The sequence below is a fragment of the Dongia sp. agr-C8 genome (assembly GCF_054658695.1).
In genome coordinates this window covers 250,127-276,521 of the sequence record NZ_BAAGHZ010000004.1, presented here as the reverse complement: position 1 = coordinate 276,521, position 26,395 = coordinate 250,127, and the positions used below count along the sequence as shown (strand labels likewise).

Annotated in this window: 25 protein-coding genes; 15 read left to right on the top strand and 10 right to left on the bottom strand. The window is 66.0% G+C overall.

Annotated elements, in window-relative coordinates; genetic code table 11:
- Positions 1-292 precede the first annotated feature (292 nt).
- Positions 293-700: a CHAP domain-containing protein gene (locus tag ACYQ4T_RS21585; protein ID WP_459858650.1), complete on the top strand. Its 408-nt coding sequence runs from the start codon at positions 293-295 to the stop codon at positions 698-700.
- A gap of 4 nt (positions 701-704) precedes the next feature.
- Here ACYQ4T_RS21585 and ACYQ4T_RS21580 read toward each other — a convergent pair whose 3' ends face one another.
- Positions 705-1,724 (bottom strand): NAD-dependent epimerase/dehydratase family protein, encoded by a 1,020-nt coding sequence (locus ACYQ4T_RS21580; RefSeq protein ID WP_459858648.1) that lies wholly within the window; start codon positions 1,722-1,724, stop codon positions 705-707.
- A 126-nt stretch (positions 1,725-1,850) separates the two neighbouring features.
- Between ACYQ4T_RS21580 and ACYQ4T_RS21575 the strand changes: the two genes are divergently transcribed.
- Entirely contained in the window at positions 1,851-2,468 is a 618-nt protein-coding gene (locus ACYQ4T_RS21575; RefSeq protein ID WP_459858647.1) for an ABC transporter substrate-binding protein, read from the top strand.
- A gap of 102 nt (positions 2,469-2,570) precedes the next feature.
- Positions 2,571-5,144, top strand: a complete 2,574-nt coding sequence (locus tag ACYQ4T_RS21570) for an MMPL family transporter (RefSeq protein WP_459858645.1) — start codon at positions 2,571-2,573, stop codon at positions 5,142-5,144.
- A gap of 64 nt (positions 5,145-5,208) precedes the next feature.
- On the opposite strand, the gene ACYQ4T_RS21565 is transcribed toward ACYQ4T_RS21570, so the two are convergent.
- The 3 genes from ACYQ4T_RS21565 to dxs all read right to left on the bottom strand — a co-directional run bounded on the left by ACYQ4T_RS21565 (position 5,209) and on the right by dxs (position 8,609).
- Positions 5,209-5,862 carry an ABC transporter substrate-binding protein gene (locus tag ACYQ4T_RS21565; protein WP_459858644.1) on the bottom strand — a complete coding sequence of 218 codons (654 nt, stop codon included), beginning with the start codon at positions 5,860-5,862 and terminating at the stop codon, positions 5,209-5,211.
- A gap of 188 nt (positions 5,863-6,050) precedes the next feature.
- Positions 6,051-6,671, bottom strand: a complete 621-nt coding sequence (locus ACYQ4T_RS21560; protein ID WP_459858643.1) for an ABC transporter substrate-binding protein — start codon at positions 6,669-6,671, stop codon at positions 6,051-6,053.
- A gap of 18 nt (positions 6,672-6,689) precedes the next feature.
- Positions 6,690-8,609 carry a 1-deoxy-D-xylulose-5-phosphate synthase gene (gene dxs / locus ACYQ4T_RS21555; protein ID WP_459858641.1) on the bottom strand — a complete coding sequence of 640 codons (1,920 nt, stop codon included), beginning with the start codon at positions 8,607-8,609 and terminating at the stop codon, positions 6,690-6,692.
- A gap of 487 nt (positions 8,610-9,096) precedes the next feature.
- Here dxs and ispH point away from each other — a divergent pair, with 487 nt between their 5' ends.
- Complete coding sequence (gene ispH / locus ACYQ4T_RS21550; protein WP_459858640.1) at positions 9,097-10,053, top strand: 4-hydroxy-3-methylbut-2-enyl diphosphate reductase; 957 nt, start codon at positions 9,097-9,099, stop codon at positions 10,051-10,053.
- 51 nt (positions 10,054-10,104) lie between these two features.
- The gene (gene hpnH / locus ACYQ4T_RS21545) at positions 10,105-11,259 is read left to right on the top strand and encodes an adenosyl-hopene transferase HpnH (protein ID WP_459858638.1); all 1,155 of its coding nucleotides are present in this window, start codon (positions 10,105-10,107) and stop codon (positions 11,257-11,259) included.
- Here the strand turns inward: hpnH and ACYQ4T_RS21540 are convergent.
- From ACYQ4T_RS21540 to ACYQ4T_RS21530, 3 genes are all read right to left on the bottom strand, one after another.
- Complete coding sequence (locus tag ACYQ4T_RS21540) at positions 11,227-11,868, bottom strand: phosphorylase family protein (RefSeq protein ID WP_459858636.1); 642 nt, start codon at positions 11,866-11,868, stop codon at positions 11,227-11,229. The genes hpnH and ACYQ4T_RS21540 overlap by 33 nt on opposite strands.
- A gap of 3 nt (positions 11,869-11,871) precedes the next feature.
- On the bottom strand, positions 11,872-13,830 hold the full coding sequence (gene shc / locus ACYQ4T_RS21535; RefSeq protein ID WP_459858635.1) for a squalene--hopene cyclase: 1,959 nt from the start codon (positions 13,828-13,830) through the stop codon (positions 11,872-11,874).
- 95 nt (positions 13,831-13,925) lie between these two features.
- Positions 13,926-14,627 carry a sulfite exporter TauE/SafE family protein gene (locus ACYQ4T_RS21530; protein WP_459858634.1) on the bottom strand — a complete coding sequence of 234 codons (702 nt, stop codon included), beginning with the start codon at positions 14,625-14,627 and terminating at the stop codon, positions 13,926-13,928.
- Between the two features lie 190 nt (positions 14,628-14,817).
- Here ACYQ4T_RS21530 and ACYQ4T_RS21525 point away from each other — a divergent pair, with 190 nt between their 5' ends.
- From ACYQ4T_RS21525 to ccoS, 10 genes are read left to right on the top strand one after another with little or no spacing between them, the layout of a single operon-like run.
- Positions 14,818-15,618 carry a DUF2189 domain-containing protein gene (locus tag ACYQ4T_RS21525; RefSeq protein WP_459858633.1) on the top strand — a complete coding sequence of 267 codons (801 nt, stop codon included), beginning with the start codon at positions 14,818-14,820 and terminating at the stop codon, positions 15,616-15,618.
- Entirely contained in the window at positions 15,615-15,797 is a 183-nt protein-coding gene (locus tag ACYQ4T_RS21520) for a hypothetical protein (RefSeq protein WP_459858632.1), read from the top strand. Before ACYQ4T_RS21525 ends, ACYQ4T_RS21520 begins: the two co-directional genes overlap by 4 nt.
- Complete coding sequence (gene ccoN / locus ACYQ4T_RS21515; protein ID WP_459858631.1) at positions 15,797-17,251, top strand: cytochrome-c oxidase, cbb3-type subunit I; 1,455 nt, start codon at positions 15,797-15,799, stop codon at positions 17,249-17,251. The genes ACYQ4T_RS21520 and ccoN overlap by 1 nt, the downstream gene beginning before the upstream one ends.
- Before the next feature lie 14 nt (positions 17,252-17,265).
- Complete coding sequence (gene ccoO, locus ACYQ4T_RS21510; RefSeq protein ID WP_459858630.1) at positions 17,266-18,012, top strand: cytochrome-c oxidase, cbb3-type subunit II; 747 nt, start codon at positions 17,266-17,268, stop codon at positions 18,010-18,012.
- Positions 18,009-18,185: a cbb3-type cytochrome oxidase subunit 3 gene (locus ACYQ4T_RS21505; RefSeq protein WP_459858629.1), complete on the top strand. Its 177-nt coding sequence runs from the start codon at positions 18,009-18,011 to the stop codon at positions 18,183-18,185. The genes ccoO and ACYQ4T_RS21505 overlap by 4 nt, the downstream gene beginning before the upstream one ends.
- Position 18,186: 1 nt before the next feature.
- On the top strand, positions 18,187-19,056 hold the full coding sequence (gene ccoP, locus ACYQ4T_RS21500) for a cytochrome-c oxidase, cbb3-type subunit III (RefSeq protein ID WP_459858628.1): 870 nt from the start codon (positions 18,187-18,189) through the stop codon (positions 19,054-19,056).
- 53 nt (positions 19,057-19,109) lie between these two features.
- A complete protein-coding gene (gene ccoG, locus ACYQ4T_RS21495) occupies positions 19,110-20,549 on the top strand; it encodes a cytochrome c oxidase accessory protein CcoG (protein WP_459858626.1) in 1,440 nt (479 codons plus the stop codon).
- Complete coding sequence (locus ACYQ4T_RS21490) at positions 20,542-21,039, top strand: FixH family protein (RefSeq protein WP_459858624.1); 498 nt, start codon at positions 20,542-20,544, stop codon at positions 21,037-21,039. Before ccoG ends, ACYQ4T_RS21490 begins: the two co-directional genes overlap by 8 nt.
- On the top strand, positions 21,036-23,408 hold the full coding sequence (locus ACYQ4T_RS21485) for a heavy metal translocating P-type ATPase (RefSeq protein WP_459858623.1): 2,373 nt from the start codon (positions 21,036-21,038) through the stop codon (positions 23,406-23,408). The genes ACYQ4T_RS21490 and ACYQ4T_RS21485 overlap by 4 nt, the downstream gene beginning before the upstream one ends.
- The gene (gene ccoS / locus ACYQ4T_RS21480) at positions 23,405-23,557 is read left to right on the top strand and encodes a cbb3-type cytochrome oxidase assembly protein CcoS (RefSeq protein ID WP_459858621.1); all 153 of its coding nucleotides are present in this window, start codon (positions 23,405-23,407) and stop codon (positions 23,555-23,557) included. Before ACYQ4T_RS21485 ends, ccoS begins: the two co-directional genes overlap by 4 nt.
- Here the strand turns inward: ccoS and pcaF are convergent.
- The 3 genes from pcaF to ACYQ4T_RS21465 are packed head-to-tail and all read right to left on the bottom strand — an operon-like array spanning position 23,554 to position 26,389.
- Positions 23,554-24,756, bottom strand: a complete 1,203-nt coding sequence (pcaF, locus tag ACYQ4T_RS21475) for a 3-oxoadipyl-CoA thiolase (RefSeq protein WP_459858619.1) — start codon at positions 24,754-24,756, stop codon at positions 23,554-23,556. The genes ccoS and pcaF overlap by 4 nt on opposite strands.
- Entirely contained in the window at positions 24,753-25,538 is a 786-nt protein-coding gene (locus ACYQ4T_RS21470; RefSeq protein ID WP_459858617.1) for a CoA-transferase subunit beta, read from the bottom strand. The genes pcaF and ACYQ4T_RS21470 overlap by 4 nt, the downstream gene beginning before the upstream one ends.
- A 2-nt stretch (positions 25,539-25,540) precedes the next feature.
- The gene (locus tag ACYQ4T_RS21465) at positions 25,541-26,389 is read right to left on the bottom strand and encodes a CoA transferase subunit A (RefSeq protein WP_459858615.1); all 849 of its coding nucleotides are present in this window, start codon (positions 26,387-26,389) and stop codon (positions 25,541-25,543) included.
- Between the last annotated feature and the right edge of the window lie 6 nt (positions 26,390-26,395).

The window sequence follows — 26,395 nt, the reverse complement described above, 5'->3', positions numbered from 1 at the left end:
CCCTGCACCACCGCAATGCAGCAATCTAGATCGCTGCGATGCGGAATACTGCTGGTTTTTCCGTGGCGAGGATGGTCTGACTGCGACATCGCCGGGCGACCCGGCGGCGCAGGTTTGCGGCGCAAATGCCTGAAACTAGGCGATTTCGCCGGATGCGGTTACACTTATCCACATGTTCCCGAGTCGACCCGCAGCCTTATTCTTTGGAAGGATCGCCCTGCTCGCCCTGGTTTTGGCGGGCTGCGGCACCCAGCAGGCGTCCCGTCCGAGCCCGGTCGGCCCGGTGACGGGCGTGGTCGATGACCAGCTCGGCGGCTCCTGCGTGCTCTATGCCCGGGCGGCGTCGGGGATCGACCTCCGGGGCGATGCCTGGAACTGGTGGACCCTCGCGGCCGGGCGGTATCTGCGCGGCAACATGCCGGAAGCCGGCGCGGTGCTGGTCCTGGGGCAGACCGACCGGCTGAAGCTCGGGCATGTCGCGGTGGTGCGGCAGGTGATCGACAGCCGCGACATCCTGGTCGATCACTCGAACTGGGTGCCCGGTCGTATCATTACTGGCATGCAGGTGCGGGACGTCTCGCCGGACAACGACTGGACCCAGCTGCGGTTCTTCAACCCGCAATACGGGGTCTTTGGCTCGATCTATCCCGCGGACGGGTTCATCTACCAGATGCCGTCGCTGACGCCGACTTCGGGCTAGCCGATCAGGCCAGTTGCGGGCGGAGATCGCGGCGCAGCAGGCCGCGGGTCTGCAGATCGACCACGGCATCCTGCAGCGATTGCCGCAGCGGCCGCGTGTGCCAGCCAAGCTCGCGCCGCGCCTTGCGGGAATCGAAGGCCATCGAGGAGCGCGCCAGCACGACGCCGGTCAGCGGCGCAATCGGCGGACGCTTGGTCAGGCGCGAGAGACCTTCGCTGATCCAGCCCGCGACATAGGCCAAGGCATAGGGCACACGGGTGCGGGCGATCGGCAGCCCGGTCATCTCGCGCAGCAGATCGAGCACATGGCCCAAGGCCAGGTTCTCGCCGCCGAGGATGTAGCGCTCGCCGACCCGGCCGCGTTCGGCGGCCAGCAGATGGCCGTTCGCCGCATCGCGGGCATCGACCAGGTTGAACTCGCAATCCAGATAGGCCGGCGTCGCGCCGTTGAGGAATCCGATCAGCATGCGGGTGGGCGGCGTGATCAAGCCGTCGCCCGGGCCAACCGGCATGGTCGGGTTGACGATGACGACCGGCAGCCCGGCTTTCGCCGCGCGGAGCGCCTCGCGCTCGGCCAAGTATTTCGAGCGGCAATAGGCGCCCCAGACATCGTCGATCGCCAGATCGACGCTCTCGTCGATCAGCGCCGCCGCTTCGCCGTTGCGGGCGTGGATGTTCTTCAGGATGGATTCGGTCGAGGTGTAGACGATGCGCTCGACCCCCGCCCTCGCCGCCGCCTCGAGCACGCGGCAAGTCCCCTCGTAGTTGACCTCGTGGAAGGTGCGCGGATCGGGTGCCCAGAGATTGGGATTTGCCGCGAGATGGAATACGAGCTGCACGCCCTCGACGGCGCTGGCCATGGTGGCACGATCGAGGATCGACCCCTTGCGGACCTCGACGCCGGCCGGGGCATCCGGCCAATCCTGGAGGTCGAGGACGCGCACGCCGTAGCCGCGCTGGGCCAGCAAAGCTGTGAGGTGACGGCCGATGAAGCCGCAGCCACCGGTCACAAGTGCCGTCCCCACCCCGCTTCCTCTCATCCCGCGACTATCCTATTCTCCCCCGCGATGCACCGTTATCCAACGCGCAAGCCGAGGGGATTCTTCCCAGTTGTCCTGGCGACCATTCTGGCCGTCGGACTGCTTAAGGCCGTGTTACCGGTCCCGATCTTATCGGCTCGGGCCGATTCGCCCGCCAATTCCGAACCCGCTGAAAGCTATATTGCGGGCTTTTTCCGGGCAACGGTCGAAACCGCCGTTGCGCCGCAATCCGACGAATACGCGACAAAGGCCGTCAAAGGACTGCTGCTGCGCGCGATTCGCCTGGACGATACCGCCCGGTACATGCTTGGCCGGCTCTGGCCCACCGACAACAACGAAGCGGGCCGGCGGTTCCAGGCCGACTTCCAGGATTTCGTCGCCGAGGTGGTGACCGTGGGCCTGCGCGCCAACCCCAGCCCGGCGCTGCGGGTCAAGGGAAGCCGCAGCCGCGACGACGGTAGCACGCTGGTCCTCAGCATGCTGACCATGCCTTCGGGCAGGGAGTTGCCGGTCGATTGGCAGGTGATGCGGGACCCGGCCGATGGAACCTTCCAAATCACCGAAATCACGGTTGCGGGAATCAATGCGGCGATGGCGTTGCGCAGCATGACGGAGGCCACCTTGGCCGAGACCGATATCGATGGGGTGATCCCGCGCTGGCGCAGCGCGCTCGCCCGTTACCGGCAAAGCTCCATGGCCGGCGACGACAGCGCCAACGCCCCTCAGTGACAAGCCCCTGATGGTCTGCTAGAGCGGGTTCGCCTTGCCCGATACAGGCGGAATCGTCCGTGAGCGCAATTTGCTGAGAACCAAGAAAAGGCTCGCCGCCTGATGCTGGAATCCGTCGTCTTTCGCGCGGTCACCTGGTGCGAGCGCCGCGCCGTTGCCGTGGTCGGCGTCATGGTGCTCGCCGCCGTCCTGGCCGGGGCGTTCGTCGTCCATGCCTTCAAGATGGACACCGACACCGCGAACATGATCTCGCCCACCCTGCCCTGGCGGCAGCAGGTGGCGCATTTCAACGAGCTCTTTCCCCAGAATACCGGCCTGCTGGTCGTGGTGGTCGACGGCAAGACTCCCGACGCGACCGAAGACGCGACCGCGGCCTTGTATGAAAAGATGCTGGCCCGGACCGACCTCTTCATGTCGGTGCGGCGGCCCGACGGCGGGCCTTATTTCGAGCAGCACGGCCTGCTCTATCTGAAGAAGGACGAGGTGCAGAAGATCGCGGATTCCGTGATCGAGGCGCAGCCCTTCATCGGCAGCCTGACCGCGGACCCGAGCCTGCGCGGGCTGTTCGACACGCTTTCGACCTTCGTCCAGGGCGTCGAAAGCAATGCCGTACCGATCAGTCGGTTGGAGAAGCCGCTGGCGGCGGTCTCGCGCACGCTGTCCGACGGCCTGGCGGGCGGCAAGCAGCCGCTCTCTTGGCAGACACTGCTGATCGACCGGCCGGCCGACCAGAACACGTTGCGCCACCTGATCCTGGCGCAGCCGAACCGCGACTTCAGCGCGCTGAAGCCCGGTGCCGTCGCGAGCCAATACGTGCGCGACCAGATCAAGGCGCTCGCCCTCGCGGATACCGGCGTCACCGTGCGCCTGACCGGCCCGGTCGCCTTGAACGACGAGGAATTTGGCACTGTCGCCGAGGGCATGGGGCTGGCCCTGGTCGTCTCCGTTGCGCTGGTGCTGATCTTCCTCCTGGCTGCGCTGCGCTCGGTGAAGCTGATCTTCGCTACCTTCGCGACCTTGATCGTCGGGCTGGTGCTCACCTTCGCCTTCGCCTTTCTCACCATCGGATCGCTCAACCTGATCTCGGTCGGCTTCGCGGTGATGTTCATCGGCCTCTCGATCGACTTCGGCATCCAGTTCGGGGTGCGCTATGGGCAGGAGCGGTTCGAGCATGGCGAGGCCGGCGCCCTGGCGCGGACCGGCGGCGCGATGGCGCGGCCGCTGGCGCTTGCCGCCGCGGCGATCGCGCTGGGCTTTGCCGCCTTCATCCCGACCGCCTATCGCGGGGTCTCTGAGCTGGGCCTGATCGCGCTCGCCGGCATGGCGATCACGCTGGTGCTGAACTTCACCCTGCTGCCGGCCCTGCTCACCGTGCTGAAGCCCAAGAGTGCGCCGCGCGAGATGGGCTTTCCCTGGGCCGCGGGCGTGGACGCCTTCCTCTTGAAGCGCCGCTGGCTGGTGGTCGGGGTCTGGGCCGTGATCACGGTCGCGGGCCTCGCCCTGAGCCCCCGCCTCGCCTTCGATTTCAATCCGCTGCACTTGAAGGATCCCAACGTCGAATCCATGGCCACCATGCTCGACCTGATGCGCGATCCCTTGCGAACACCCTATGAGTCCGAGCTGCTGGCGCCCGACATCAAGACCGCCACCGAGACCGCGGCGAAGCTGAAGCAGCTGCCGGAAGTCTATGCGGTGATCACCGCGCAGTCGCTGGTGCCGCAGGACCAGAAGGAGAAGCTGGCGATCCTTGCGGATCTCAACGACCTGATGGGCTTGAGCCTGGATCCGGTCACGGTCCGCGAGCCGCCGACCGACGACGAGGTGCGCGCGTCGCTGCGGCGCTGCGCCGAGAAGCTGCGCCAGGCGATGGCTTCTTCGGAGATCGCCATGGGCCTCGCGCGCCTCCTCGATCAGGCAGCCGAGGCCGACCCCGCGCTCTACCCGCAACTCAAGCGCATGCTGGTCGATGGGCTCATGCCCCGGCTCGCCGCGCTCAAGGCGGCGATGACCGCCGGCGAGGTGACGCTCGACAGCCTGCCGCCGGAGATAAAGCGCGACTGGATCGCCGCCGACGGGACGGCCCGGATCGCGGTCTTCCCGAGCGGTGACGACAACAACAGCGAGAACCTGGCGAAGTTCGTCGCCGCGCTGCGCGGTGTCGCCCCCGACGTGACCGGGCCGGCGGTGCAGATCTACGAGTCCGGCCGCGCCGTCTCCGACGCCTTCCGCACGGCGACGCTCACCGCACTGATCACCGTGACGCTGCTGCTCTTCCTGGTGTTGCGACGGGTGCGCGACGTGCTTTACGCGCTGGCGCCCCTGGTGGCGGCAGGCGGGTCCGTCATCCTGGTGATGGTCGTGTTCGGCATGCCGCTGAACTTCGCGAACATCATCGCGCTGCCGCTGCTGCTCGGCATCGGCATCGCCTTCGACATCTATTTCGCGGTCAACTGGCGGCGCGGCGTCGAGCATCCGCTGTCGACCGCGACGGCCCGCGCGGTCCTGTTTAGCGCGCTGGCGACCGGGTCTTCATTCGGCGGGCTGGCGGTGTCCAATCATCCGGGCACGGCCAGCATCGGCGCCTTGCTGCTGCTCGGGCTGGCGGTGGTGCTGGCGACGATCTTCACCTTCATGCCGTCCCTGATGGGCCGGCCGCCGGGCGCGACCAAGCCATAAGCACCGGTCAAGAAAAAAGCCCGGGCAGAACCCGGGCTTTTGCTTTGCCTGAGGCGCGGTGCCGTTACGCGCCGCCCTGGAGCTGCTTGATCTTGTCTTCGAGGACCGACTTCAGGTTCTTGACGCCGCCGTCTCGGAGAGCCCCGGCGAACTCGGAGCGGAGCTGGGCGAGCTGCGAGATCGAGCCGTTGTAGTAGACGTCGGTCACGTGCCAATTGTCGCCTTCGCCCTTCATCAGATAGGAGAGCTCGACCGGCTCCTTGTCCTGGCGGTTCAGCTTGGTGATGACCAGTACGCGGCCACCGTCGCGCTGCTTGGAATCGGCGATCTCGAAGGTCTCGCCGCCGTAGCCCTTGAAGCGCGCGGCGTACATCGTCGTCATGTAACGGCCGAATACCTCGACCATTTCCTTCTTGTCGCTTTCGCCGGCGTCGTTCCACATCGGGCCGACCGCGATCCGCGTCATCTCCGGCACGTCGAAGACGGCGCTCATTACCGGGGCGAGCTTGTCATAGCGCCCCTGGAACTTCAGCGCTTCGCCGTTCTTCATCACCTCGATCAGCGCGTTATCGAGACGCTGCACCGGGCCGATCGGCGCCGCGGCCTGCGAGGCACTGGCGGCAAGGGCGGGCGCCGCCGGCACCGTCAGGATCGTGGGCATGGCCGAGGCCGCGAGAGCGATACCGGCCAGCAAGAGGCCGCGACGAACCAAACGCATATCGAACTCCATCTCTGTCCTTGGGATCGCCCTCCGATCCCGCAGGATCCCCTGGAAGGCCTTACTGGTGCGTTACTACGTGAAACTTAGATGGCAACCTGCCGATCCAGTCTCAAGAACCCGTGAATCCAGGTCGCGGGCGGCAATTGGCCGCAGGCAGGCTCACTGGGTCTGGATTCTCAACGCGGCTAGGCGGCCTGCTTCAATTGCTCGACCTTCTGATCGAGCACCTGGATGAGGGCATCAACGCCGCCCTTCTGAAGCGGTTCCGAAAATTCCGAGCGCATTTGCGTCAACTGCGAGATAGCACCGGCCAGATAGACGTCGATCACCTGCCAACCTTCCGCACCCTTGCGGAAGAGGTAGTTGAGCTCGACCGGCTCGCCATCGGGCTTCACGATCGTCGATTGGACCAGCACGCGCTCATTGGGCACCTGCTTGGTCTCGCCGACCTTGAATTGGACACCCTTGTCGGCCTTGAAGCGCGAGGCGTAGGTGCTGACCGTGTATTTGTCGAAGGCGACCAGCACCGCGTTCTTCTTGTCCGTGGTGAGCGTGGTCCAGTAGCCACCCATGGCGATCTTGCACATGGTGGTGACGTCAAAGACCTTGTGGATCACCGGCTCGAGCTTCTGGTAGCGGCCGTCGAAGCCGAGCTTCTCGCCGTCCTTCATCGTCTCCGACAGCGCATCGTAGAGCGTCTGGACGACGGCGGCAGGCTCCGCCGCATCGGCACGCGCCGCTCCCGCGGCCAACACCGGGACCGCACTCAACGCCATGGCGCCGAACCGACGACGCGAAATCATCATCCGCTGACCCACCTTAGTTCAAGCCCTGGCGATCGCTTCGGAGACGCCCAGCGCAACCAATGCCTGCGCGACGATGTGACGGGCGTTGAGGCCGGCCACGTCGTACTGTTTCTGCGGCGCGTCGTGATCGATGAAGATGTCAGGCAGCGTCATCGGCCGGAACTTCACGCCGGATTCCAGCAGGCCGGCATGGGCGAGATCGTGCATCACATGGGTGGCGAAGCCGCCGATCGAGCCTTCCTCGATGGTGATCAGCACCTCATGCTCGCGCGCGAGGCGGCGCACCAGCTCGGAATCCAATGGCTTGCAGAAGCGCGCATCGGCGACAGTGGTCGAGAGGCCCTTGGCGCCGAGTTCGTCGGCCGCCTTCAGCACCTCGGCCATGCGGGTACCGTAGCTCAGCAGCGCCACCTTGGTGCCTTCGCGGATGATGCGGCCCTTGCCGAGCGGCAACACCTCGCCGCGCGCCGGCAGCTCGAGGCCGATGCCCTCGCCACGCGGATAGCGGAACGCCGACGGTCGATCGTCGATCGTCGCCGCGGTCGCCACCATGTGCATGAGCTCGAGCTCATCCGACGGCGCCATTAGCACGAAGTTCGGCAGGCAGCCGAGATAGGCGATGTCGAAGCTGCCGGCATGCGTCGCGCCATCGGCGCCGACCAGGCCGGCGCGATCCATCGCGAAGCGCACGGGGAGCGACTGGATCGCTACGTCATGCACGATCTGGTCATAGGCGCGCTGCAGGAAGGTCGAATAGATCACCGCGAAGGGCTTCATGCCCTCGGTCGCCATGCCGGCGCAGAACGTGACGCCATGCTGCTCGGCGATCGCGACGTCGAAGCAGCGCTTCGGGAATTCCTTGCCGAACGCATCGCAGCCGGTGCCGCTGGGCATCGCGGCATTGATCGCGACGATCCGGTCGTCGACCTTGGCTTCGGCGATCAGGGCCTTGGCGAAGACCGAGGTATAGCTCGGCGCCTTCGGCGTGGACTTCGCCTGGGCACCGGTCGCGACGTCGAACTTCACGACGCCATGATACTTGTCGGCCGACTTCTCGGCCGGCGCGTAGCCCTTGCCCTTCTGGGTGACGACATGGACCAGCACCGGACCCGGTTCCTCCGAGTTCCGGAGGTTCTGCAGCACCGGGAGCAGATGGTCGAGGTTATGACCGTCGATCGGGCCGACATAGTAGAAGCCGAGCTCCTCGAACAGCGTGCCGCCGCCGGAGATGATGCCGCGCGCATACTCCTCGGCGCGCGCCGCGACTTCCTGCAGGCGGGGCGGCAGGATCTTCGACATGTCCTTGGCGATGTGGCGCAGCGAGCGGAACGGCGTCGAGGTGAGCGAGCGCGAGAGATAGGCCGAAAGCGCGCCGACCGGCGGCGCGATCGACATGTCGTTGTCGTTCAGGATCACGATCAGCCGGTTCTTCATCGAGCCGGCGTTGTTCATCGCCTCATAGGCCATGCCGCCGGTCAACGCGCCGTCGCCGATCACCGAGATGACGTTGCGCTTGCGCCCCATCAGGTCGCTGGCAACCGCCATGCCGAGGCCGGCCGAGATCGAGGTCGAGCTGTGCGCGGCCCCGAACGGGTCGTATTCGGATTCCGAGCGCTTGGTGAAGCCGGAGAGGCCGCCGCCCTGGCGGATGGTGCGGATGCGGTCGCGGCGGCCGGTCAGGATCTTATGCGGATAGGCCTGGTGGCCCACGTCCCAAATCAGCCGGTCGTAGGGGGTGTCGAAGACGTAATGAATCGCCGTGGTCAGCTCGACAACGCCGAGGCCGGCGCCCAGATGGCCACCGGTGACCGAAACCGCGTCCACGGTCTCGCGGCGCAGTTCATCCGCCAATTGACGGAGATCAGAGGGATCGAGCTGGCGAAGCTGGGCCGGGGTGGTGACGCGGTCTAGGAGCGGTGTCTTGCTGGGTGCGGTCACGCTGCGGCTTCCTTTTATCCGACTCGGGGAGGCTCTCCTGGGGTTTGCCGTTTCCCCGAAGAATCGCGGGCTTATAGGTCAAGGGCAGGATAAACGCCAGTGCGGAACTTGTCTTTCGCCCTTAGGTCTCACGAATACTTGACTAATTTAGTGGTGTATTTAAGGCGCGAAATGCAAAATCTGTTGCATTGCAGCAACGGTAGGTGATTCGGGATAGGCAGTCATGTCGATTTTGTGTAAGACGACAGCCTGTCCAGGAACCTACACAAGGGGCTGCGGGTTCCCCGGGCGAAGCAGACCTTTGTGTATTTGCCTCCACAGCGGCGAGGCAGGTCTGCGACAGGTTTTTGGGTTTCGTTGACTACGGCGCTGGGGAAATCTCCAGGGACACTCCAACCACCACCCTCAAGCAAGCCCTGGGGGGAGCGTCGCTACCCGCGAATGGAAGTCACCCACGAATGAACGACTGGGCGATCGGACGGATTGAATGATGCGAGTGGTTTTGGCCCAGCCGCGCGGCTTCTGCGCGGGCGTCGAACGGGCGATTGAGATCGTCGAGCGGGCGATCGAGAAATTCGGCCCCCCGGTCTACGTGCGGCACGAGATCGTGCACAACCGGCACGTGGTCGAAAGCCTGCGCGCCAAGGGCGCCATCTTCGTCGAGGAGCTGGACGAGATTCCCGAGGGCAAGATCGCGATCTTCAGCGCCCACGGAGTCTCCAAGGCGGTCGAGGGCGCGGCGCGCGAGCGCGGCCTGATGGTGGTCGACGCCACCTGCCCATTGGTCTCGAAGGTCCATACCGAAGGGCGCCGCTACGCCTCCCAGGGCCGCGAGGTGATCCTGATCGGCCATGCCGGCCATCCCGAGGTCGAGGGCACGATGGGCCAGGTGCCCGGCGGCGTGCATCTGATTTCGGCGCCGGAAGACGTGGCGACGCTCAGCGTGGCGAACCCGGAGCAGCTGGCCTTCGTTACCCAGACGACCTTGAGCGTGGACGACACCAAGGACGTGATCGATGCGTTGCGGCAGCGTTTTCCCAAGATCGTCGGTCCGGACACCAAGGATATCTGCTACGCGACCCAGAATCGTCAGAAGGCTGTCAGGGAACTCGCGCAGGAAGTGGACTTGATCCTGGTGATTGGCGCGCCCAACTCGTCGAACTCCAATCGCCTGAAGGAGATCGCCGAGGAACTCGGCGTTGCAAGCTACCTGATCGAGAATGCCGACCAGCTGAAGCCGGAATGGCTGACCAGTGCCAAAGCGATCGGCGTCACAGCCGGTGCTTCGGCGCCGGACATCCTGGTCCAGGACGTGGTAGAGCGCTTGCGCCAGCTCCATGGCGTCGAGCTCGAGATGATGAACGGCGTGGCGGAGAACGTGCGCTTCCGCCTGCCGCCGGAGCTATCGGACGGGGAAGAACGGCATGTCGGAGCAGCCCAGTAATCGGGCGCCCCGGCGTGAGCATGAAATGAGATTGAGCTAGGAGAGAGTAACTTGGCAGTTCCCTTGCAGCAGGCCATTCGCGTCGGCTCGTATGTCGTGAAGCAGCACCTGATGGGGCGGAAGCGCTACCCGCTGGTGCTCATGCTGGAGCCCCTGTTCCGCTGCAACCTCGCCTGCGCCGGCTGCGGCAAGATCGACTACCCGGCCGAGATCCTGAACCAGCGCATCTCGGTCGCGGATGCGCTCGCCGCCGCCGAGGAATGCGGCGCGCCGGTGGTCTCGATCGCCGGCGGCGAGCCGCTGCTGCACAAGGAGCTGCCCGAGATCGTCGAAGGGCTGATCAAGCAGAAGCGCTTCGTCTATCTCTGCACCAATGCGCTGCTGCTCGAGAAGAAGATGCACCTTTACAAGCCGAGCCCCTACTTCACCTGGTCGGTGCATCTCGACGGCTCGAAGGAAGAGCACGACAAGTCGGTCTGCCAGGACGGCGTCTACGAGAAGGCGGTCGAGGCGATCAAGCTGGCCAAGGCGGCCGGCTTCCGCTGCAACATCAACTGCACCTTCTTCGACGGCACCAGCGCCGATCGCGCGGCGAGCTTCTTCGACGACGTGATGGCGATGGGCGTCGACGGCATCACCGTCTCGCCGGGCTACGCCTATGAGCGCGCGCCGGACCAGCAGCACTTCCTGAACCGCCGCAAGACCAAGCAGCTGTTCCGCGACATCCTCGGCAAGGGCAACGGCGGCAAGAAGTGGGAGTTCAGCCAGTCGTCGCTGTTCCTCGACTTCCTGGCCGGCAACCAGACCTATCACTGCACGCCGTGGGCGAACCCGACCCGCAACGTGTTCGGTTGGCAGCGACCCTGCTACCTGCTCGGCGAAGGCTATGCGAAGACCTTCAAGGAGCTGATGGAAGACACCAAGTGGGACGACTACGGCGTCGGCAACTACGAGAAATGCGCCGATTGCATGGTCCACTCCGGCTTCGAAGGCACCGCGGTCGCCGACGCGATCAAGCATCCGCTGAAGGCGCTCAAGGTCTCGCGTCAGGGTGTGGCCGTCACCGGCGAGATGGCGCCGGACATTCCGCTCGATAAGCAGCGCAAGGCGGAATACGTCTTCTCGCGCCATGTCGAGAAGGCGATCGAGGACATCCACGCCCAGAAAGAGGCGCTAGAGAAGCAGCGCCGCTCGGCCGCGGAGTAGGCTTCGCAACGCCCGGCGGGTTTGCAGGGCGACGCGGATCAATCCGGGAAGCTGTGAGGGATCGCGCAGCAGGGCGCCGATGACTGCACCTGTCCGCGGATTGCCCTGTGAATCCAGGCCGACCAGCACGGCCGGCGGCAGGCTGTCCCCTGCCCGATCGGCGATGGCGCGGACGACGATGAACGGCAGGTGGTTGGCATGCGCCGCATCCGCCACCCAATGACTCTCCTGATCGACGCAAGCGGCGCCGGTGTCGCGATAGAGCACCGCCTTCTGCGCGGCGGCCGCGGCGATAGCCGTGCTGCCGAAGACGTCGGCGACCCGCGCGTTGCCGAGATGGGTCGTCAGATGCACCAGCCATCTCTGATCGACCGGCATGCGGTCGCCCTGCGCTGTGCGCACCGCGCCGCCGATGATGAGATCGCCGGGGTTCAGTGACGGATCCAGCGCGCCGGCAATACCGAAGCTGACCAGCCGGTCGGCGCCATTCGCGATCAAGGTCGCGATGCCGGCGCGGGTCGCAGCCTGATCGCCGCCGGCGGAGATCGTCAGCGCATCGGCGCCGAAGATTCGCGCTTCACTGGCCATGCCGGTGACGATGCCGAGCATGGGCTAGAGTCCGTGCAAGACGTGAGTCGAGTTGCCCTGCTTCAAATTCCGATACCGCGCCAGGGCCCAGAGCGGGAAGAAGGCGCGATAGCCGTGATAGCGCAGATAGAAGACGCGCGGGAAGCCGACCGCGGTGAATTCCTGCTCGTCCCAGAGGCCGTCATCGGCCTGCGTGGACGAAATGAACTGGATGCCCCGCTTGGTCGCGGCTGAATCCACCTCGCCCGCGGCCATCAGGCCGAGCAAAGCCCAGGCGGTCTGCGAGGGCGTCGAGACCGGGCCTTCGCCGCGCGGCTTGTCGTCCCAGTAGCTGTCGCCGCTTTCGCCCCAACCGCCGTCGGGACGCTGTTTCGATTCCAGCCATTTGACCGCCTTGCGCATCGCCGGGTGATCGTGCGGCAGGCCGATCGCGTTCAATGCGGTGAGCACCGACCAGGTGCCGTAGATATAGTTGGTGCCCCAGCGGCCGAACCAGCTGCCGTCCGCCTGCTGGTCGCGAATGAGGTAATCGACCGCGGCTTTGACGCGCGGATCGCTGAGCTTGTAGCCGAGCTGAGCCAGCATGCCGAGGCAGCGCGCCGAGACGTCGGCGGTCGGCGGATCCAGCAGCGCGCCGTGATCGGCGAAGGGGATGTGGTTGAGGTAATAGTATTCGTTGTCGGCGTCGAAGGCGCCCCATCCGCCGTTCTTGCTCTGCAGGCCGAGCACCCATTCGGCGCCGCGTTCGATCGCTTCCTTGCTCTCCGCATGATTGAAGCGGTCGAGCGCCATCACCACGACGGCGGTGTCATCGACATCAGGATAATGCGGGTTGGCGTATTGGAAGGCCCAGCCGCCCGGCCGCACGTTCGGCCGCGCCGAGGCCCAGTCGCCGACCACGTCCTTGATCTGGTTCCGGCGCAGCCATTCCATCGACGGCTTCAGCCGCTCGGCCGCCTCGCCGCCGACCTCGAGCAGCGCGTGCGCCGCGAGGCCGGTATCCCAGACCGGCGAGAGGCAGGGCTGGCAATAGGCGCGGTCCTCCTCGATCACCATCAGCTTCTCGATCGACTTCTCGGCGATCGCGCGGTCGGGATGATCCTTCGCATAGCCCAAAGTGTCGAACATCATCACGCTGTTGGCCATCGCCGGGTAGATGGCACCGAGGCCGTCCTCGCCGTTGAGGCGCTCGGTGACCCAGGCGACGGCCCGGTTCAGCGCCTTCTCGCGGCCGCGCTTCGGGAACAGCCATTCGGTGCGCCGGAGCACGCGGTCGATGCCGCGGAAGAAGCTGGCCCAGGCGCCCTTGCGGTTCATGTTGTACCAGTTCGTCACCTGCTCAGGCGGCACGGTGAAGAGTTCCTGGATATCGACCTGCTTCGGGTTGCGGGCGCGCGGCTTCTTGGTCATCAGCACCAGCAGCGGCACGATCACCGTGCGCGACCAGTAGCTCACCTTGTCCAGATGGACCGGGAACCAGGTCGGCATGTTGATGAGTTCGATCGGCATGACGGGCACGGCGCGCCACGGCACCTGGCCGTAGAGCGCGAGCTGGATCAGGGTGAAGATGTTCGAGGTCTTGGCGCCGCCCGCGTCGAGGATCGCCTCGCGGGCGCGGCGCATGGTGTCGGCGTTGATGTCCTCGCCGCAGATCTTCAGGCAGTAATAGGCCTTCACGCTGGCCGAGATGTTGAAGGCGCCGCCGTGATAAAGCGGCCAGCCGCCGTGCTCGCCTTGAATCGATTTGAGGTAGCGCACGATCTTGCGCTCGACCTCGGTGTCGATCTCATCGATGGAGCTGGCGAGGAAGTGCTTCAGCAGGACATATTCGGCCGGAATCGTCGCATCGGCTTCCAGCTCGAAGGCCCAATGGCCGTCGTCATGCTGGCGCGCCAAGAGCGCGTCGGTCGCGCGGCCGATCGACTTTTCCAGATTGGCGATCAGGCTTGCGCCGAGATCGGTAGCAAGGTCAGCGTTCATCATTAAGGTTTGTTAAGGATTCGCGAATTTGCGCCGGAGAATGCGCGAAATCCCAGGCCGTGGCAATGGCCCTCAACCTCTTGTCAGGCCTGCAAAAATTAGGCGATTCCGGCAACCTGCCAAGCCATCGCCAGCAGAACCACAGCATTGACCGCGGCGATCACCGGCATAGCCTTGCGCGCAAGCTCGCGCCAATGCGCGGCGGCGCCGTGGCCGAGCCATCCGATGGCGATCAGCATCGGCATGGTGCCGAGCACGAAACCCAGCATGCCCATCGCCGCGGCGATCGGATCCGCGGTGGCGGCGGCGGCACCGAGCGCCGCATAGAGGAGGCCGCAGGGGAGAAAACCGAGCAGCGCCCCGAGCGCATAGCCGCGCATGCCGAGGGGCCGGGCGAACAAGCCGCGCGCGTGTTTGAGGAAGCCCGGCGCGGGTGCGCCGATCGCGCCAAAGCCGCGCAGGGCCTGGAACAGAAACAGGCCGGCGGCACCGGCCAGCAGCAAAGCGGGGATCCAGCGCAGTTCATCCAGCCGGCTCAGCAGCCCAATCGGGGCCGCGAGGAGCGTGCCGAGAGCGATATAGGTCGTGGCCCGGCCGAGATGATAGGGCAGCAGCGTCGCGCCGGCGACCCGGCTGAGCCCCGCCCTTGCCCCTACCTGGGCCAGCACGAAGGGACCGCACATGCCGGCACAATGCCCGGCGCTCCCCACCAGCCCCGCCATGAACAAAGCCAGAATCAGCGGCGCGTTGTCGCGGAGAGCCACCTGGCAATGGGCGGCGATGATGGCAATCGAGTCCAAAGTCCCACTTTCCGTATCGGCAGGCCGGTATTCTCCTGTCCCCGAGGGGAAGGACGCGGCCGGGCTGCGACAGTCTGTCTGTCGTATTCTGCGTCGTCCGCAGGCTGACGGAATTGACTCAAGTCAACGACGGACCGGCCGTCCGCTCCTACCCTCAAGCTCGAATCACGCTGTCGCATGAGGTTAGGCCATGGGGGAGAAGCTGATCGGTCCGGCGCTCGATGCCGAGTATGCCGGACTGGTCCTGCCGATCAACCGCGTTGACGTCGAGATGCCCTGGGGCTGGCTGCGCCGGGGCTGGCAGGACCTGTCGCGCGCGCCCGAGGTCAGTCTGACCTTCGGGGTGATCATCGCCGCGATCAGTGTCGTCATCATCTACGGCCTCTGGCAGCAGGACTACCTCGCCTATTCCTTCCCGCTGGCCTCGGGCTTCATGTTCGTGGCGCCGTTCCTCGGCATCGCCTTCTACGAGATCAGCCGGCGCCTGGAGATGGGCGCGCCGATCCGCTTCCACGACATCGCCACCGCCTGGTCCAAGCGCCCGGGCCCGCTCTTCACCCTGGGCCTGGTCATGATGCTGCTCCAGATCTTCTGGATGCGTATCGCGATGCTGATCTACGCCCTGTTCTTCGGCCCGCAACCGGTCGAGTGGGAAAGCTTCGTCCTCACCATCCTGACCACGACCGACGGGCTGGTCTTCCTGATCGCCGGAAGCGCGGTCGGCGGCGTGCTCGCCGCGGTCTGCTTTGCGATCGGCGTCGTCTCGTTTCCCCTGCTGCTCGACCGCGACGTCGGCACCGCGCAGGCGATCGCCACCTCGATCGCCGTCAGCGTCGCCAATTGGCGCGTCCTGTTCGGCTGGGGTGCGCTGATCGTGCTCTTCACCGGCGCCGGTCTCATCACCGGCTGCCTCGGCCTCATCGTCACCCTGCCGCTGATCGGCCATGCCAGCTGGCATGCCTATCGCGATCTCGTTGGAGAAGGAAAATGAACACGGGGAAATTCATCGGCGGCGGCGTGCTCGCCATCATCGGCTTGATCGGCCTCGCCATCAGCGCGCGCGCACATGATGCGGCGTTTTCGCTGTTCGGCTTGCTGCTCTTCGTCTTCGCGATCCTGGTCGTGTTCCGCTTCATCACGCTTGCTACTGCGCCTAAAGGGGGCCACTGATGTCCGCCACAGCACTCGCTGCTGCCGGCAGCCCGTATAACGAACGGGTCGTTCGGCAATTCACTATCGCCACGTTGTTCTGGGGGGTGGTCGCCTTCCTGGTCGGCGTGGTGATTGCGCTGCAGCTCGCCTTTCCGATCTTCAACCTCGGCCTGGAATGGACCACGTTCGGCCGCCTGCGGCCGGTCCACACTTCGGCGGCGGTCTTCGCCTTCGGCGGCAACGCGCTGTTCGCGACCAGCCTCTATGTCGTGCAGCGCACCTGCAGGGCCCGCCTGTTCGGCGGCGACGGCCTGGCCGAGTTCCTGTTTTGGGGCTATCAGCTCTTCATCGTGCTGGCCGCCAGCGGCTACGTGCTCGGCATCACCGAGGGCCGCGAGTATGCCGAGCCCGAGTGGTACACCGACCTCTGGCTGACCATCGTCTGGGTGACCTATCTGCTGGTCTTCCTGGGCACGCTGATCAAGCGGAAGGAGCCGCATATTTATGTGGCGAACTGGTTCTACCTTGCCTTCATCGTCACCGTGGCCGTGTTGCATCTCGGCAACAACATGTCGGTCCCGGTCTCTCTCCTCGGCACCAAGAGCTATTCACTGTTCTCCGGCGTCCAGGACGCGATGCTGCAATGGTGGTACGGCCATAACGCGGTCGGCTTCTTCCTGACCGCCGGCTTCCTCGGCATCATGTACTACTTCGTGCCCAAGCAGGCCGAGCGGCCGGTCTACTCCTATCGCCTCTCGGTCGTGCACTTCTGGTCGCTGATCTTCCTCTACATCTGGGCCGGCCCGCACCATCTGCACTACACCGCGCTGCCGGAATGGACGCAGTTCCTCGGCATGACCTTCTCGGTGATGCTGTGGATGCCCTCCTGGGGCGGCATGATCAACGGGCTGATGACGCTCTCCGGCGCCTGGGACAAGCTCCGCACCGATCCGGTGTTGCGCTTCCTGGTCACCTCGGTCGGCTTCTACGGCATGTCGACCTTCGAAGGCCCGGTGATGTCGATCCGCTCGGTCAACTCGCTCAGCCACTACACCGACTGGACCATCGGCCACGTGCACTCGGGTGCGCTGGGCTGGGTCGCCTTCGTCAGCTTCGGCGCCGTCTACTACCTGGTCCCCAAGCTCTGGAACGCCACGCGCGTCTACTCGATCCGCCTGATCGAGTGGCACTTCTGGCTGGCCACCATCGGCATCGTTCTCTACATCACGCCGATGTGGATCAGCGGCATCATGCAGGGCCTGATGTGGCGCGCCTATGACGATCTCGGCTTCCTGCAGTTCTCCTTCGTCGAGACTGTGGCGGCGATGCACCCCTACTACATCGTCCGTGCCCTGGCCGGCGTCCTGTTCCTCTCAGGCGCGCTGGTGATGGTCTACAACATGTGGCGCACGGCGCGCGGCGACGTCCGGACCGAGACCAAGCTCGGTGCCGCCGTCACCGCCACCGCGTGACCGGAGCAATTCCAATGGCACTCATCAAGCAAGAGAAGTTCGAAACCAACTCGATCCTGCTGCTGCTCGGGATCATCGTCACGGTCGCGATCGGTGGCCTCGTCGAGATCGTGCCGCTGTTCACGATCGGCGAGACCATCGAGAAGGTGGAGGGGGTACGCCCCTACTCGCCGCTCGAGCTGGTCGGACGCAACGTCTACATCCGCGAGGGCTGCTATCTCTGCCATAGCCAGCAGATCCGTCCGTTCCGCGACGAGGTCGAGCGCTACGGCCATTACAGCCTGGCCGCCGAGAGCATGTACGACCATCCGTTCCAATGGGGCTCCAAGCGCACCGGCCCCGATCTGGCCCGGGTCGGCGGCAAGTACTCCAACGACTGGCAGGTCGCGCATCTCATCGACCCGCGCTCGGTCGTGCCGGAGTCGATCATGCCGCCCTACCCGCATCTCTCGCGGCGCCAGGTGGACCCGTCGAACATCGCCGACCACCTGAAGACGCTGCGCATCGTCGGCGTGCCCTATACCGACGAGGAGATCGAGAACGCCGCCGCCGACCTCGCCGCGCAGGCGACGCCGGATGCCGACACGGCTGGCCTGCTCGCCCGCTATCCGAAAGCGGCGACCGGCGATTTCGACGGCGATCCCGCGAAGCTGACCGAAATGGATGCACTGGTCGCGTATCTGCAGGTGCTGGGCAGGATGGTCGACTTCACGACCTATCGCCCGGAATACGCCAACAAGGCCGAAGGAGAGGCACAATGACCTGGCTCGAGATCTCCGAAGTCGCCAAGCAGTTCTGGGCGGCGTGGCTGATGCTGGTGTTCCTCGGCATCGCCTTCTACGCCTTCCGCCCGAAGAACCGGGAGCACTTCGCCGAGTGCGCGAAGATCCCCTTCAAGAATGAACGGGACGAGCACAGAGGCTCGGGAGCCTGATATGACCGACATCAACAAGGACGAACTGACCGGCAAGCCGACCACCGGCCATTCCTGGGACGGCATCCAGGAGCTGAACAACCCGCTGCCCAAATGGTGGCTGACCGTGCTCTACGCCTGCATCGCCTTCTCGGTGCTGTGGTGGGTGCTCTATCCGGCGATCCCCGGCTTCTCCGGCTATACCAAGGGCATCCTCGGCTACGACCAGCGCGCGGACTATGCCCATCAGGCGGCCGAGGCGGCCGAGGCGCAGAAGGTCTGGATCGACAAGATCAGCGCCTCCTCGGCCGAGCAGATCAATGGCGATGCCGAGTTGCTGAACTTCGCCATGAGCGGCGGCAAGGCGGTGTTCAATGAGAACTGCGCCGCCTGCCACGCGCCCGGCGGCGCCGGCCGGCCGGCCTATCCGGTCCTGGCCGACGACGACTGGCTCTGGGGCGGCGACCTGGCGCAGATCGAGCAGACCATCCGCCACGGCATCCGCGCGACGACCGATGAGGCGACGCGCAGCAACATCATGCCGAACTTCGGCGCCGATGGCGTGCTGACGCCGGAGCAGATTGCCGACGTGACCGCCTTCGTCATGTCGCTGAGCGGCGAAAAGGCCGATGCGACGGCGGCGGAGCGCGGAAAGACGGTCTTTGCCGACAACTGCGCCGCCTGCCACGGCGAGCAGGGCAAGGGCAATCTCGAGCTCGGCGCCCCGAACCTCACCGACTCGATCTGGCTCTACGGCGGCGACGCCAAGACCATCACCGCGCAGGTCAACAAACCGCGGCATGGCGTGATGCCGGCCTGGCAGGGCCGGTTGAGCGACGCGCAGATCAAGATGCTGGCCGTCTACGTCCATTCACTCGGCGGCGGCCAGTAATCGGAAACGAACAACACCCCCTCTCCGCGGAGAGGGGGTGAAGTGATGATAGAATGCAACACCAGGCCATCAAGCCAGAGCAGACCGTGACCAACGCTTCGCTCTACGCCGAACACGTCAAGATCTACCCCCAACGCATCTGGGGCCGCTTCCGTGTCATCAAATGGAGCGCGCTCGGCCTGCTGCTGGGGATCTATTACCTGGCGCCCTGGTTGCGCTGGGACCGCGGCCTCGGCCGCCCCGACCAGGCGCTGCTGGTCGACATGCCGAACCGGCGCGCCTATTTCTTCTGGATCGAGATCTGGCCCCAGGAGGTCTACTACCTCGCCGGCTTGCTCATCCTCGGCGCGATCGGCCTGTTCCTGGCAACCTCGCTGCTGGGTCGGGTCTGGTGCGGCTTCACCTGCCCGCAGACGGTCTGGACCGACCTCTTCATGCAGGTCGAGCGCTGGATCGAAGGGGATCGCAATGCTCGCATGAAGCTGGACCAGGAGCCCTTTTCCCTGCGCAAAGCCTGGCTGAAGATCAGCAAGCATGCGGCCTGGCTGGCGATCGCGGCGGCGACCGGCGGCGCCTGGGTGATGTATTTCAACGATGCGCCGACGCTGGTCCGCGACCTGTTCACCTTCAAAGCCACCCTGACCCAGGTCGGCTTCATCGGCCTCTTCACCGCCACGACCTATCTGCTGGCCGGCTGGGCGCGCGAGCAGGTCTGCATCTACATGTGCCCCTGGCCGCGCTTCCAGGGCGCAATGCTCGACGAGCACAGCCTGATCGTCACCTACGAGGCCTGGCGCGGCGAACCCCGAGGCAAGAAGAAGGCCAAGGAGACCGAGAAGCTCGGCGACTGCGTCGACTGCAACCTCTGCTTCAACGTCTGCCCGACCGGCGTCGATATCCGCAACGGCCCGCAGCTCGCCTGCATCGGCTGCGGCCTGTGCGTCGATGCCTGCAATTCGATCATGGGCAAACTCAACCGCCCACTCGAGCTCATCACCTATGATTCGCTCTCCAACAGCGCCGCGCGTGCCGCCGGCAAGCCGGCCAAGTTCAAGTTCGTCCGCACCCGGACGATCATCTATGCCATCGGACTGGTCCTGGTCACGGCCGGCATGCTGTTTTCGCTTTCGACCCGCGCCACCATGGACGTCACGGTGCAGGCCGACCGCTCGCCGCTCTTCGTCAAGCTCGGCGACGGCGAGATCCAGGACGGCTTCACTCTGAAGATCTCCAACAAGAATCCGCAACCCATGGAATACCGGGTTACGGTGGAGGGGATCGAGGGGCTTTCGATCAAGATCATCGGCGCCGACCCGCAGTCGGTGAAGGTCGCCGGAGACAGCGTCGGCACCTTCCGCCTGCTGGTGAAGGCACCGCGCGAAAGCCTGAAGCGCAAGCAGACCGACATCAAGATCAACGCGACCAACATCAGCACCGGCGAGGAGAGCCATCATGGCGCCATCTTCAGCGGCCCGGAGCGCGACCATGACTGACCTGACGCAGAACGCACGGCCGCAGCGCCGCTCGCTTTGGATCCCCACGCTGATGGTGCTCCTGATGCTGGGCGTGGTCGTGGTCAACGGGGTGATGATCTTCTTCGCCCAGAGCACGTTCAGCGGCCTCGACACCACCAAGGCCTATCAGCAAGGCATCGAGTACAACGCGATCCTGAAAGAGGCTGCGGCCAGCGCGGCTTTGGGCTGGACCGCGAAGACCACCGTCACGCCGGCGACCGGTGGCCGGCATCTCGCGGTCACTATCACCGACAAGGCCGGCCGGCCGGTCCAGGGCCTGACGGTCGCGGCGCATCTGGTTCGCCCGGTGAGCACGGCGTTCGACCAGCGGCTGACGCTGCGGTCCGAGGGTGCCGGGATCTACGGCGCCGACGTGATCCTGCCGGCCAACGGAAGCTGGGAGCTCCGGCTCTCGGCGCTCGACGGCACGACCGACTGGCAGGTGGTGCAGCGGATCTTCGTGAAGTGAACGCCCTGCCGCAATTCGCGGAGACGCTCGACGTCTGCGGCATTGCGGCTGACCGTCCTTGCAAGCATTGCGGGGCGGCGTTCCGCGGCAAAGGCGACTTCTGCTGCCATGGCTGCGCAGGTGCCTATGCGCTGGTGCAGTCGCTCGGCCTTTCGCGCTACTACCAGCAGCGCGTGGCCGATCCTTCCCAGCCGCCGACCCGCCCGGACGAGATCGAAACCGAGATCGACCTCTCGGCCTGGAGCCGCGACGTGGCGCCCGGCGAGAAGGAGATCGCCCTGATGATCGAGGGGCTGCAATGCGGCGCCTGCGTCTGGCTGATCGAGCAGACCCTGCTGCAGCAGCCAGGCGTCGTCTCGGCGCGCGTCGCCCTCTCCACCCGGCGCCTGACCTTGCGCTGGAAGGACAGCGAGACCGATCCCGAAGGCCTGGTCCAGCTGGTGACCCGGCTCGGCTACAAGCTGGTGCCCTGCGATCCCGAGCGCCTCGCCTCCGAAGCCGATGCGGAGAGCAAAGCGTTGCTGACCGCGATGGCCGTCGCCGGCTTTGCTGCCGGCAACATCATGCTGATGTCGGTCTCGGTCTGGTCCGGTGCCGATCCCGGCACCCGCGACCTGCTGCACTGGATCTCGGCGTTGGTCGCCATCCCGGCGATCGCCTATGCCGGACGGCCGTTCTTCCGCTCGGCCCTGGCCGCGCTCAAGGCCCGGCGCACCAATATGGACGTGCCGATCAGCCTGGCGATCATCCTCGCTCCGTCGATCTCCCTGTTCGAGACTTTCCGCGGCGGCGAGCATGCGTATTTCGATTCCGCAGTCACTCTGCTCTTCTTCCTGCTGATCGGTCGCGCGCTCGATCGCCGCGCCCGGGGCCAGGCGCACGCAACCGCCGCCCGGCTGCTTGCTTTGAATGCCGTGGCGGCGACCGTGGTCGAGCCCGATGGCCGCCAGCACAGCCTGTCGCCCTCGCAGCTTCGCCCCGGCATGACGGTTCTGATCGCGCCCGGCGGACGCGCGCCGGCCGACGGCACGATCACCACCGGCAGCAGCGATCTCGACGTTTCCGCCATCACCGGCGAAAGCGCGCCGCAACGCTGCAATCCCGGGGACCGCCTGTTCGCCGGCACGCTCAATCTCACCGGCCCACTCAAGATTCTGGTCAATGCGGTCGGCGATTCCACCCTGCTCGCCGACATGGTGCGGCTGATGGAGGCCGCGGAATCGCGCAAGGGCCGCTTCACCCGTATCGCCGACCGGGTGGCGCGGCGCTATGCGCCGGTCGTGCATCTGGTGGCCCTGACGACGTTCCTCGGCTGGTGGGCCGGCGGCGGCCTCCCCTGGACCGAGGCGCTGATGATCGCGGTGGCGGTGCTGATCATCACCTGCCCCTGCGCCCTCGCGCTCGCTGTGCCGGTGGTGCAGGTGGTGGCCAGCCAACGGCTGATGCGTTCCGGCATCCTGCTGAAGAGCGCCGATGCGTTGGAGCGCCTGACCGGGATCGACACCGTGGTCTTCGACAAGACCGGGACGCTCACCCTCGGCCGCTTGGAACTGAAGCCCGGTGCCGATCCACAGATGCTCAATATCGCCGCCGGCATCGCCGCCAACAGCCGCCATCCCCTGGCGCGCGCGCTCTCCCGCGCCGCACCCGAGGCCACGGTGCTGACCGGCGTGCAAGAACATCCGGGCGCCGGCCTGGAATGGAACGGCTGGAAGCTCGGCAGCTGCGCCTTCACCGGACAGCCGGAAGATGCGGCCACCGACCAGGTTCTGTGGCTGGCCGGTCCAGACGGCGCCAAGCAGCGTTTCCAGTTCTCCGACCGGCTGCGACCCGACGCCGAAGCGGTGATTGCACGGTTGAAGGCGCTCGGGTTGCAGATGGAGATGCTCTCGGGCGATCGCGCCGCCCCGGTCGAAAGCCTGGCACGCCAGCTCGGCATCGACACCTATGCGTCGAGGCTCTCGCCGATCGACAAGGCGGCCCGGCTGGAAGCGCTGGCGAAGGAAGGCCGCAAGGTGCTGATGATCGGCGACGGCATCAACGACGCGGCCGCCCTGGCCGGCGCCCATGTATCGATGGCGCCGGCGAGCGGCACCGAGATCACCCAGAGCGCCGCCGACGTCGTGTTCCAGGGCGACAAGCTGGAGGCAATCCCGCTGACCTTGCGGCTGGCCAAACGGACCGATAGTCTGGTCCGGCAGAATTTGGGGATCGCGCTGGTCTACAATCTCGCCGCGGTGCCGCTGGCGATCCTCGGCTTCGTGACCCCGCTCATCGCCGCCGTGGCGATGTCGAGCTCGTCGATCATCGTCACCCTCAACGCACTCCGGCTCGGGCGCTTTGAATCAAAGGGGGCGAAGCTGCCATGAACATCCTGCTGTTCCTGATTCCGATCGCGCTTTGCATGGGCGGTCTCGGCCTCGCCGCCTTCCTCTGGGCGCTCCGGTCCGGCCAGTACGACGACATGGACGGCGCCGCCCATCGCATCCTGTTCGACGATCCGCAGGACCGGGTCTAGACCCGCTCCATCGCCAGGGTCACGCCCTGCCCCACGCCGACGCAGAGCGTCGCCAGCGCGCGCTTGCCGCCGGTCTTCTCCAGCTGGTGCGCCGCGGTCATCGCGATCCGGGCGCCGCTCATGCCCAGCGGATGGCCGAGCGCGATGGCGCCGCCGTTCGGGTTCACCTGCGGCGCGTCGTCGGGCAGGCCGAGCTGGCGCAGGCAGGCGACCACCTGCGCGGCGAAAGCCTCGTTGATCTCGATCGCGTCGAAGTCGCCGATCTCCAGGCCGAGGCGCTCCAGCAGCTTCCGCGTCGCCGGCACCGGGCCGATGCCCATGATCCGCGGCGGCACGCCGGCCGTCGCCATGCCGAGGATGCGGGCGCGCGGCTTCAGGCCATGCGCCTTCACCGCCTCTTCCGATGCCAGGATCATCGCAACCGCGCCGTCATTGACGCCGGATGCATTGCCCGCCGTCACCGTGCCGGGGTTTCGGAACGGAGTCTTCAGCTTGGCCAGGCCTTCGAGTGTGGTGTCGGCGCGCGGATGCTCGTCCACCATGACGGTGACCGGCTTGCCGCGCGCGTCCTTGGCTTCCACGGCCACAATCTCCGCGGCGAGGAAGGCGGCGGCCTGGCCGGCGCGCTGCTGGCTGCGAAAGGCGAAGGCGTCCTGGTCGGCGCGGGCCACCTGGAACTGCTCGGCGACGTTCTCGCCGGTCTCCGGCATGGAATCGACGCCGTACTGCGCCTTCATCAGCGGATTGATGAAGCGCCAGCCGATCGTGGTGTCATGGACCTCGGCCGAACGCTGGAACGCGGTCTCGGCCTTCGCCATCACCAGGGGCGCGCGGCTCATGCTCTCGACCCCGCCGGCGATGGCGAAATCGATCTCGCCGGCGCGGATCGCCCGCGCCGCGGAACCCACCGCATCGAGGCCCGAGGCGCAGAGCCGGTTGATCGTGGTCCCCGGAACGCTGTCCGGCAGGCCGGCCAGCAGCAGCGCCATGCGCGCGACATTGCGGTTGTCCTCGCCAGCCTGGTTGGCGCAGCCGAAATAGACCTCGTCGAGACGGCTCCAGTCGACCGTCGGGTTACGCGCCTGCAGCGCCTTCAGGGGCACCGTGGCGAGATCGTCGGTACGGACATAGGCGAGCGCGCCGCCGAATCGGCCGATCGGCGTGCGAACGGCGTCGCAGAGAAACACCGAGCGGGTCATTGCGCGGCCTGCTTCGGCGCATGCGCCGCCTTGGTCCGCGCATGTAGCGCGCGCAGCACCCTCAACTCGTCGGCGGCCGGCGCCAGTGTCTCCACGAGGCTCGTCGCGAACTTCACCGCCCAGCCCGTGGCCTCCACGACGGCCTCCCGTGTCACCCCCGGATGCAGGCCGATCACGGTCAGCTCCTTGGAGACCGGATCCGGCTCCATCACGCAAAGATCAGTGATCACCTTGGTCGGTCCTTTGGTCGTGACACCATGATTTTTCTGCCGGTCGTCGCCGCCCTTGCCATGGCCGAGCGAGGTGATGAAATCGACCTTCTCGACGAAGCTCCGCTTTGACTGCGCCATGACGACGAAGATCTCGCCGCAGGAGGTGGCGATCTCCGGCGCGCCGCCGCCACCCGGCAACCGCACGCTCGGTTTGTGATAGGAGCCGATGACGGTGGAGTTGATGTTGGCGAACTTGTCGAGCTGGGCGGCGCCCAGGAAGCCACGGGTGATGCGCCCACCCTGCAGCCAGTAGCGGAACATCTCCGGCACCGATACGGTCCCCAGCGCCGTCTCGCACAGCTCGCCGTCGCCGATCGACAGCGGCAGCACGTCCGGCTTGGTGGCAATGGTGCCGGACTCATAGATCAGCGTGATGTCCGGCGCATGGCTGAGCCGCGCGAGATTGCAAGCCGCACTCGGCAGGCCGATGCCGACGAAGCAGACATCCTCGTTGCGCAGCGCGCGGGCGGCCGCGATGGTCATCATCTCATTGGGCGTGTAGTCGGTCATGATCAGGCCGCCTTCCCGGCATGGCGCTTGAAAACGTCCGGCCCCTGCCGCAGCACATTCTCTTCCATCCATTTCAGGAACACGTCGCGCTCCTTGCTGATCTCGTCCCAGGCCTTGTAGTAGGCGTTGTCGCGCTTGTAGTAGCCATGGGCATAGGACGGATGCGCGCCGCCGGGCACCGCGACCACGGCGCTCAGGGTCCAGCTCGGCAGGATGCAGGCGTTCGGGCTGAGCGGCCCGAAAACCTCGACCACCTCTTCCACGGTGGCGATGGCGCGCTTGGCGCCGAGCACGGCTTCCTTCTGCACGCCGAGGATGCCTTCGATCAGGACGTTGCCTCTGCGGTCGGCCTTCTGGGCATGGATCACGGCGCAGTCGGCGCGGATCGACGGGATGGCGGCCAGCTTCTCGCCGGTGAAGGGACAGGTGATCGACTTGATGTTGGGGTTGACCGCCGCCAGCTCGGCGCCGCGATAGCCGCGGAAGATTGCGCAAGGCAGGCCCGCTGCCCCGGCCTCATAGGCATTGGCGAGCGCGGCGTGACTGTGCTCGTCCAGTTCCAGCGGGCGCGGCCAGCCGTTCATCACGGCATCGCGGAAGCGGTAGATCGAGCCGACCCCAGGATTGCCGCCCCAGGAGAAGGTCATCTTGCGCGCGCAGCCCATGCCGATCAGCTGGTCGTAAATGAGGTCCGGCGTCATGCGCACGAGATGGAGATCGCGACGCTGCTGCCGGATGGTCTCATGGACCGCGGCGAAGGGGATGAGATGGGTGAAACCTTCGAAGGCGACGGTGTCGCCGTCCTTGATATTGGCGGCGACGGCTTCGGCGAGTGATGAAAAGACGGCCATTTCCTG

Coding starts and splice junctions, on each gene's coding strand:
- ispH (WP_459858640.1), top strand. CDS start 9,097: ATGATGCGAGTGGTTTTGGCCCAGCCGCGCGGCTTCTGCGCGGGCGTC.
- ACYQ4T_RS21520 (WP_459858632.1), top strand. CDS start 15,615: ATGAACACGGGGAAATTCATCGGCGGCGGCGTGCTCGCCATCATCGGC.
- ccoP (WP_459858628.1), top strand. CDS start 18,187: ATGACCGACATCAACAAGGACGAACTGACCGGCAAGCCGACCACCGGC.
- ccoO (WP_459858630.1), top strand. CDS start 17,266: ATGGCACTCATCAAGCAAGAGAAGTTCGAAACCAACTCGATCCTGCTG.
- ACYQ4T_RS21465 (WP_459858615.1), bottom strand. CDS start 26,389: ATGGCCGTCTTTTCATCACTCGCCGAAGCCGTCGCCGCCAATATCAAG.
- ACYQ4T_RS21540 (WP_459858636.1), bottom strand. CDS start 11,868: ATGCTCGGCATCGTCACCGGCATGGCCAGTGAAGCGCGAATCTTCGGC.
- ACYQ4T_RS21565 (WP_459858644.1), bottom strand. CDS start 5,862: ATGCGTTTGGTTCGTCGCGGCCTCTTGCTGGCCGGTATCGCTCTCGCG.
- ACYQ4T_RS21505 (WP_459858629.1), top strand. CDS start 18,009: ATGACCTGGCTCGAGATCTCCGAAGTCGCCAAGCAGTTCTGGGCGGCG.
- ACYQ4T_RS21470 (WP_459858617.1), bottom strand. CDS start 25,538: ATGACCGACTACACGCCCAATGAGATGATGACCATCGCGGCCGCCCGC.
- ccoN (WP_459858631.1), top strand. CDS start 15,797: ATGTCCGCCACAGCACTCGCTGCTGCCGGCAGCCCGTATAACGAACGG.
- pcaF (WP_459858619.1), bottom strand. CDS start 24,756: ATGACCCGCTCGGTGTTTCTCTGCGACGCCGTTCGCACGCCGATCGGC.
- ACYQ4T_RS21490 (WP_459858624.1), top strand. CDS start 20,542: ATGACTGACCTGACGCAGAACGCACGGCCGCAGCGCCGCTCGCTTTGG.
- shc (WP_459858635.1), bottom strand. CDS start 13,830: ATGATGAACGCTGACCTTGCTACCGATCTCGGCGCAAGCCTGATCGCC.
- ccoS (WP_459858621.1), top strand. CDS start 23,405: ATGAACATCCTGCTGTTCCTGATTCCGATCGCGCTTTGCATGGGCGGT.
- ACYQ4T_RS21525 (WP_459858633.1), top strand. CDS start 14,818: ATGGGGGAGAAGCTGATCGGTCCGGCGCTCGATGCCGAGTATGCCGGA.
- ccoG (WP_459858626.1), top strand. CDS start 19,110: ATGCAACACCAGGCCATCAAGCCAGAGCAGACCGTGACCAACGCTTCG.
- ACYQ4T_RS21570 (WP_459858645.1), top strand. CDS start 2,571: ATGCTGGAATCCGTCGTCTTTCGCGCGGTCACCTGGTGCGAGCGCCGC.
- ACYQ4T_RS21560 (WP_459858643.1), bottom strand. CDS start 6,671: ATGATGATTTCGCGTCGTCGGTTCGGCGCCATGGCGTTGAGTGCGGTC.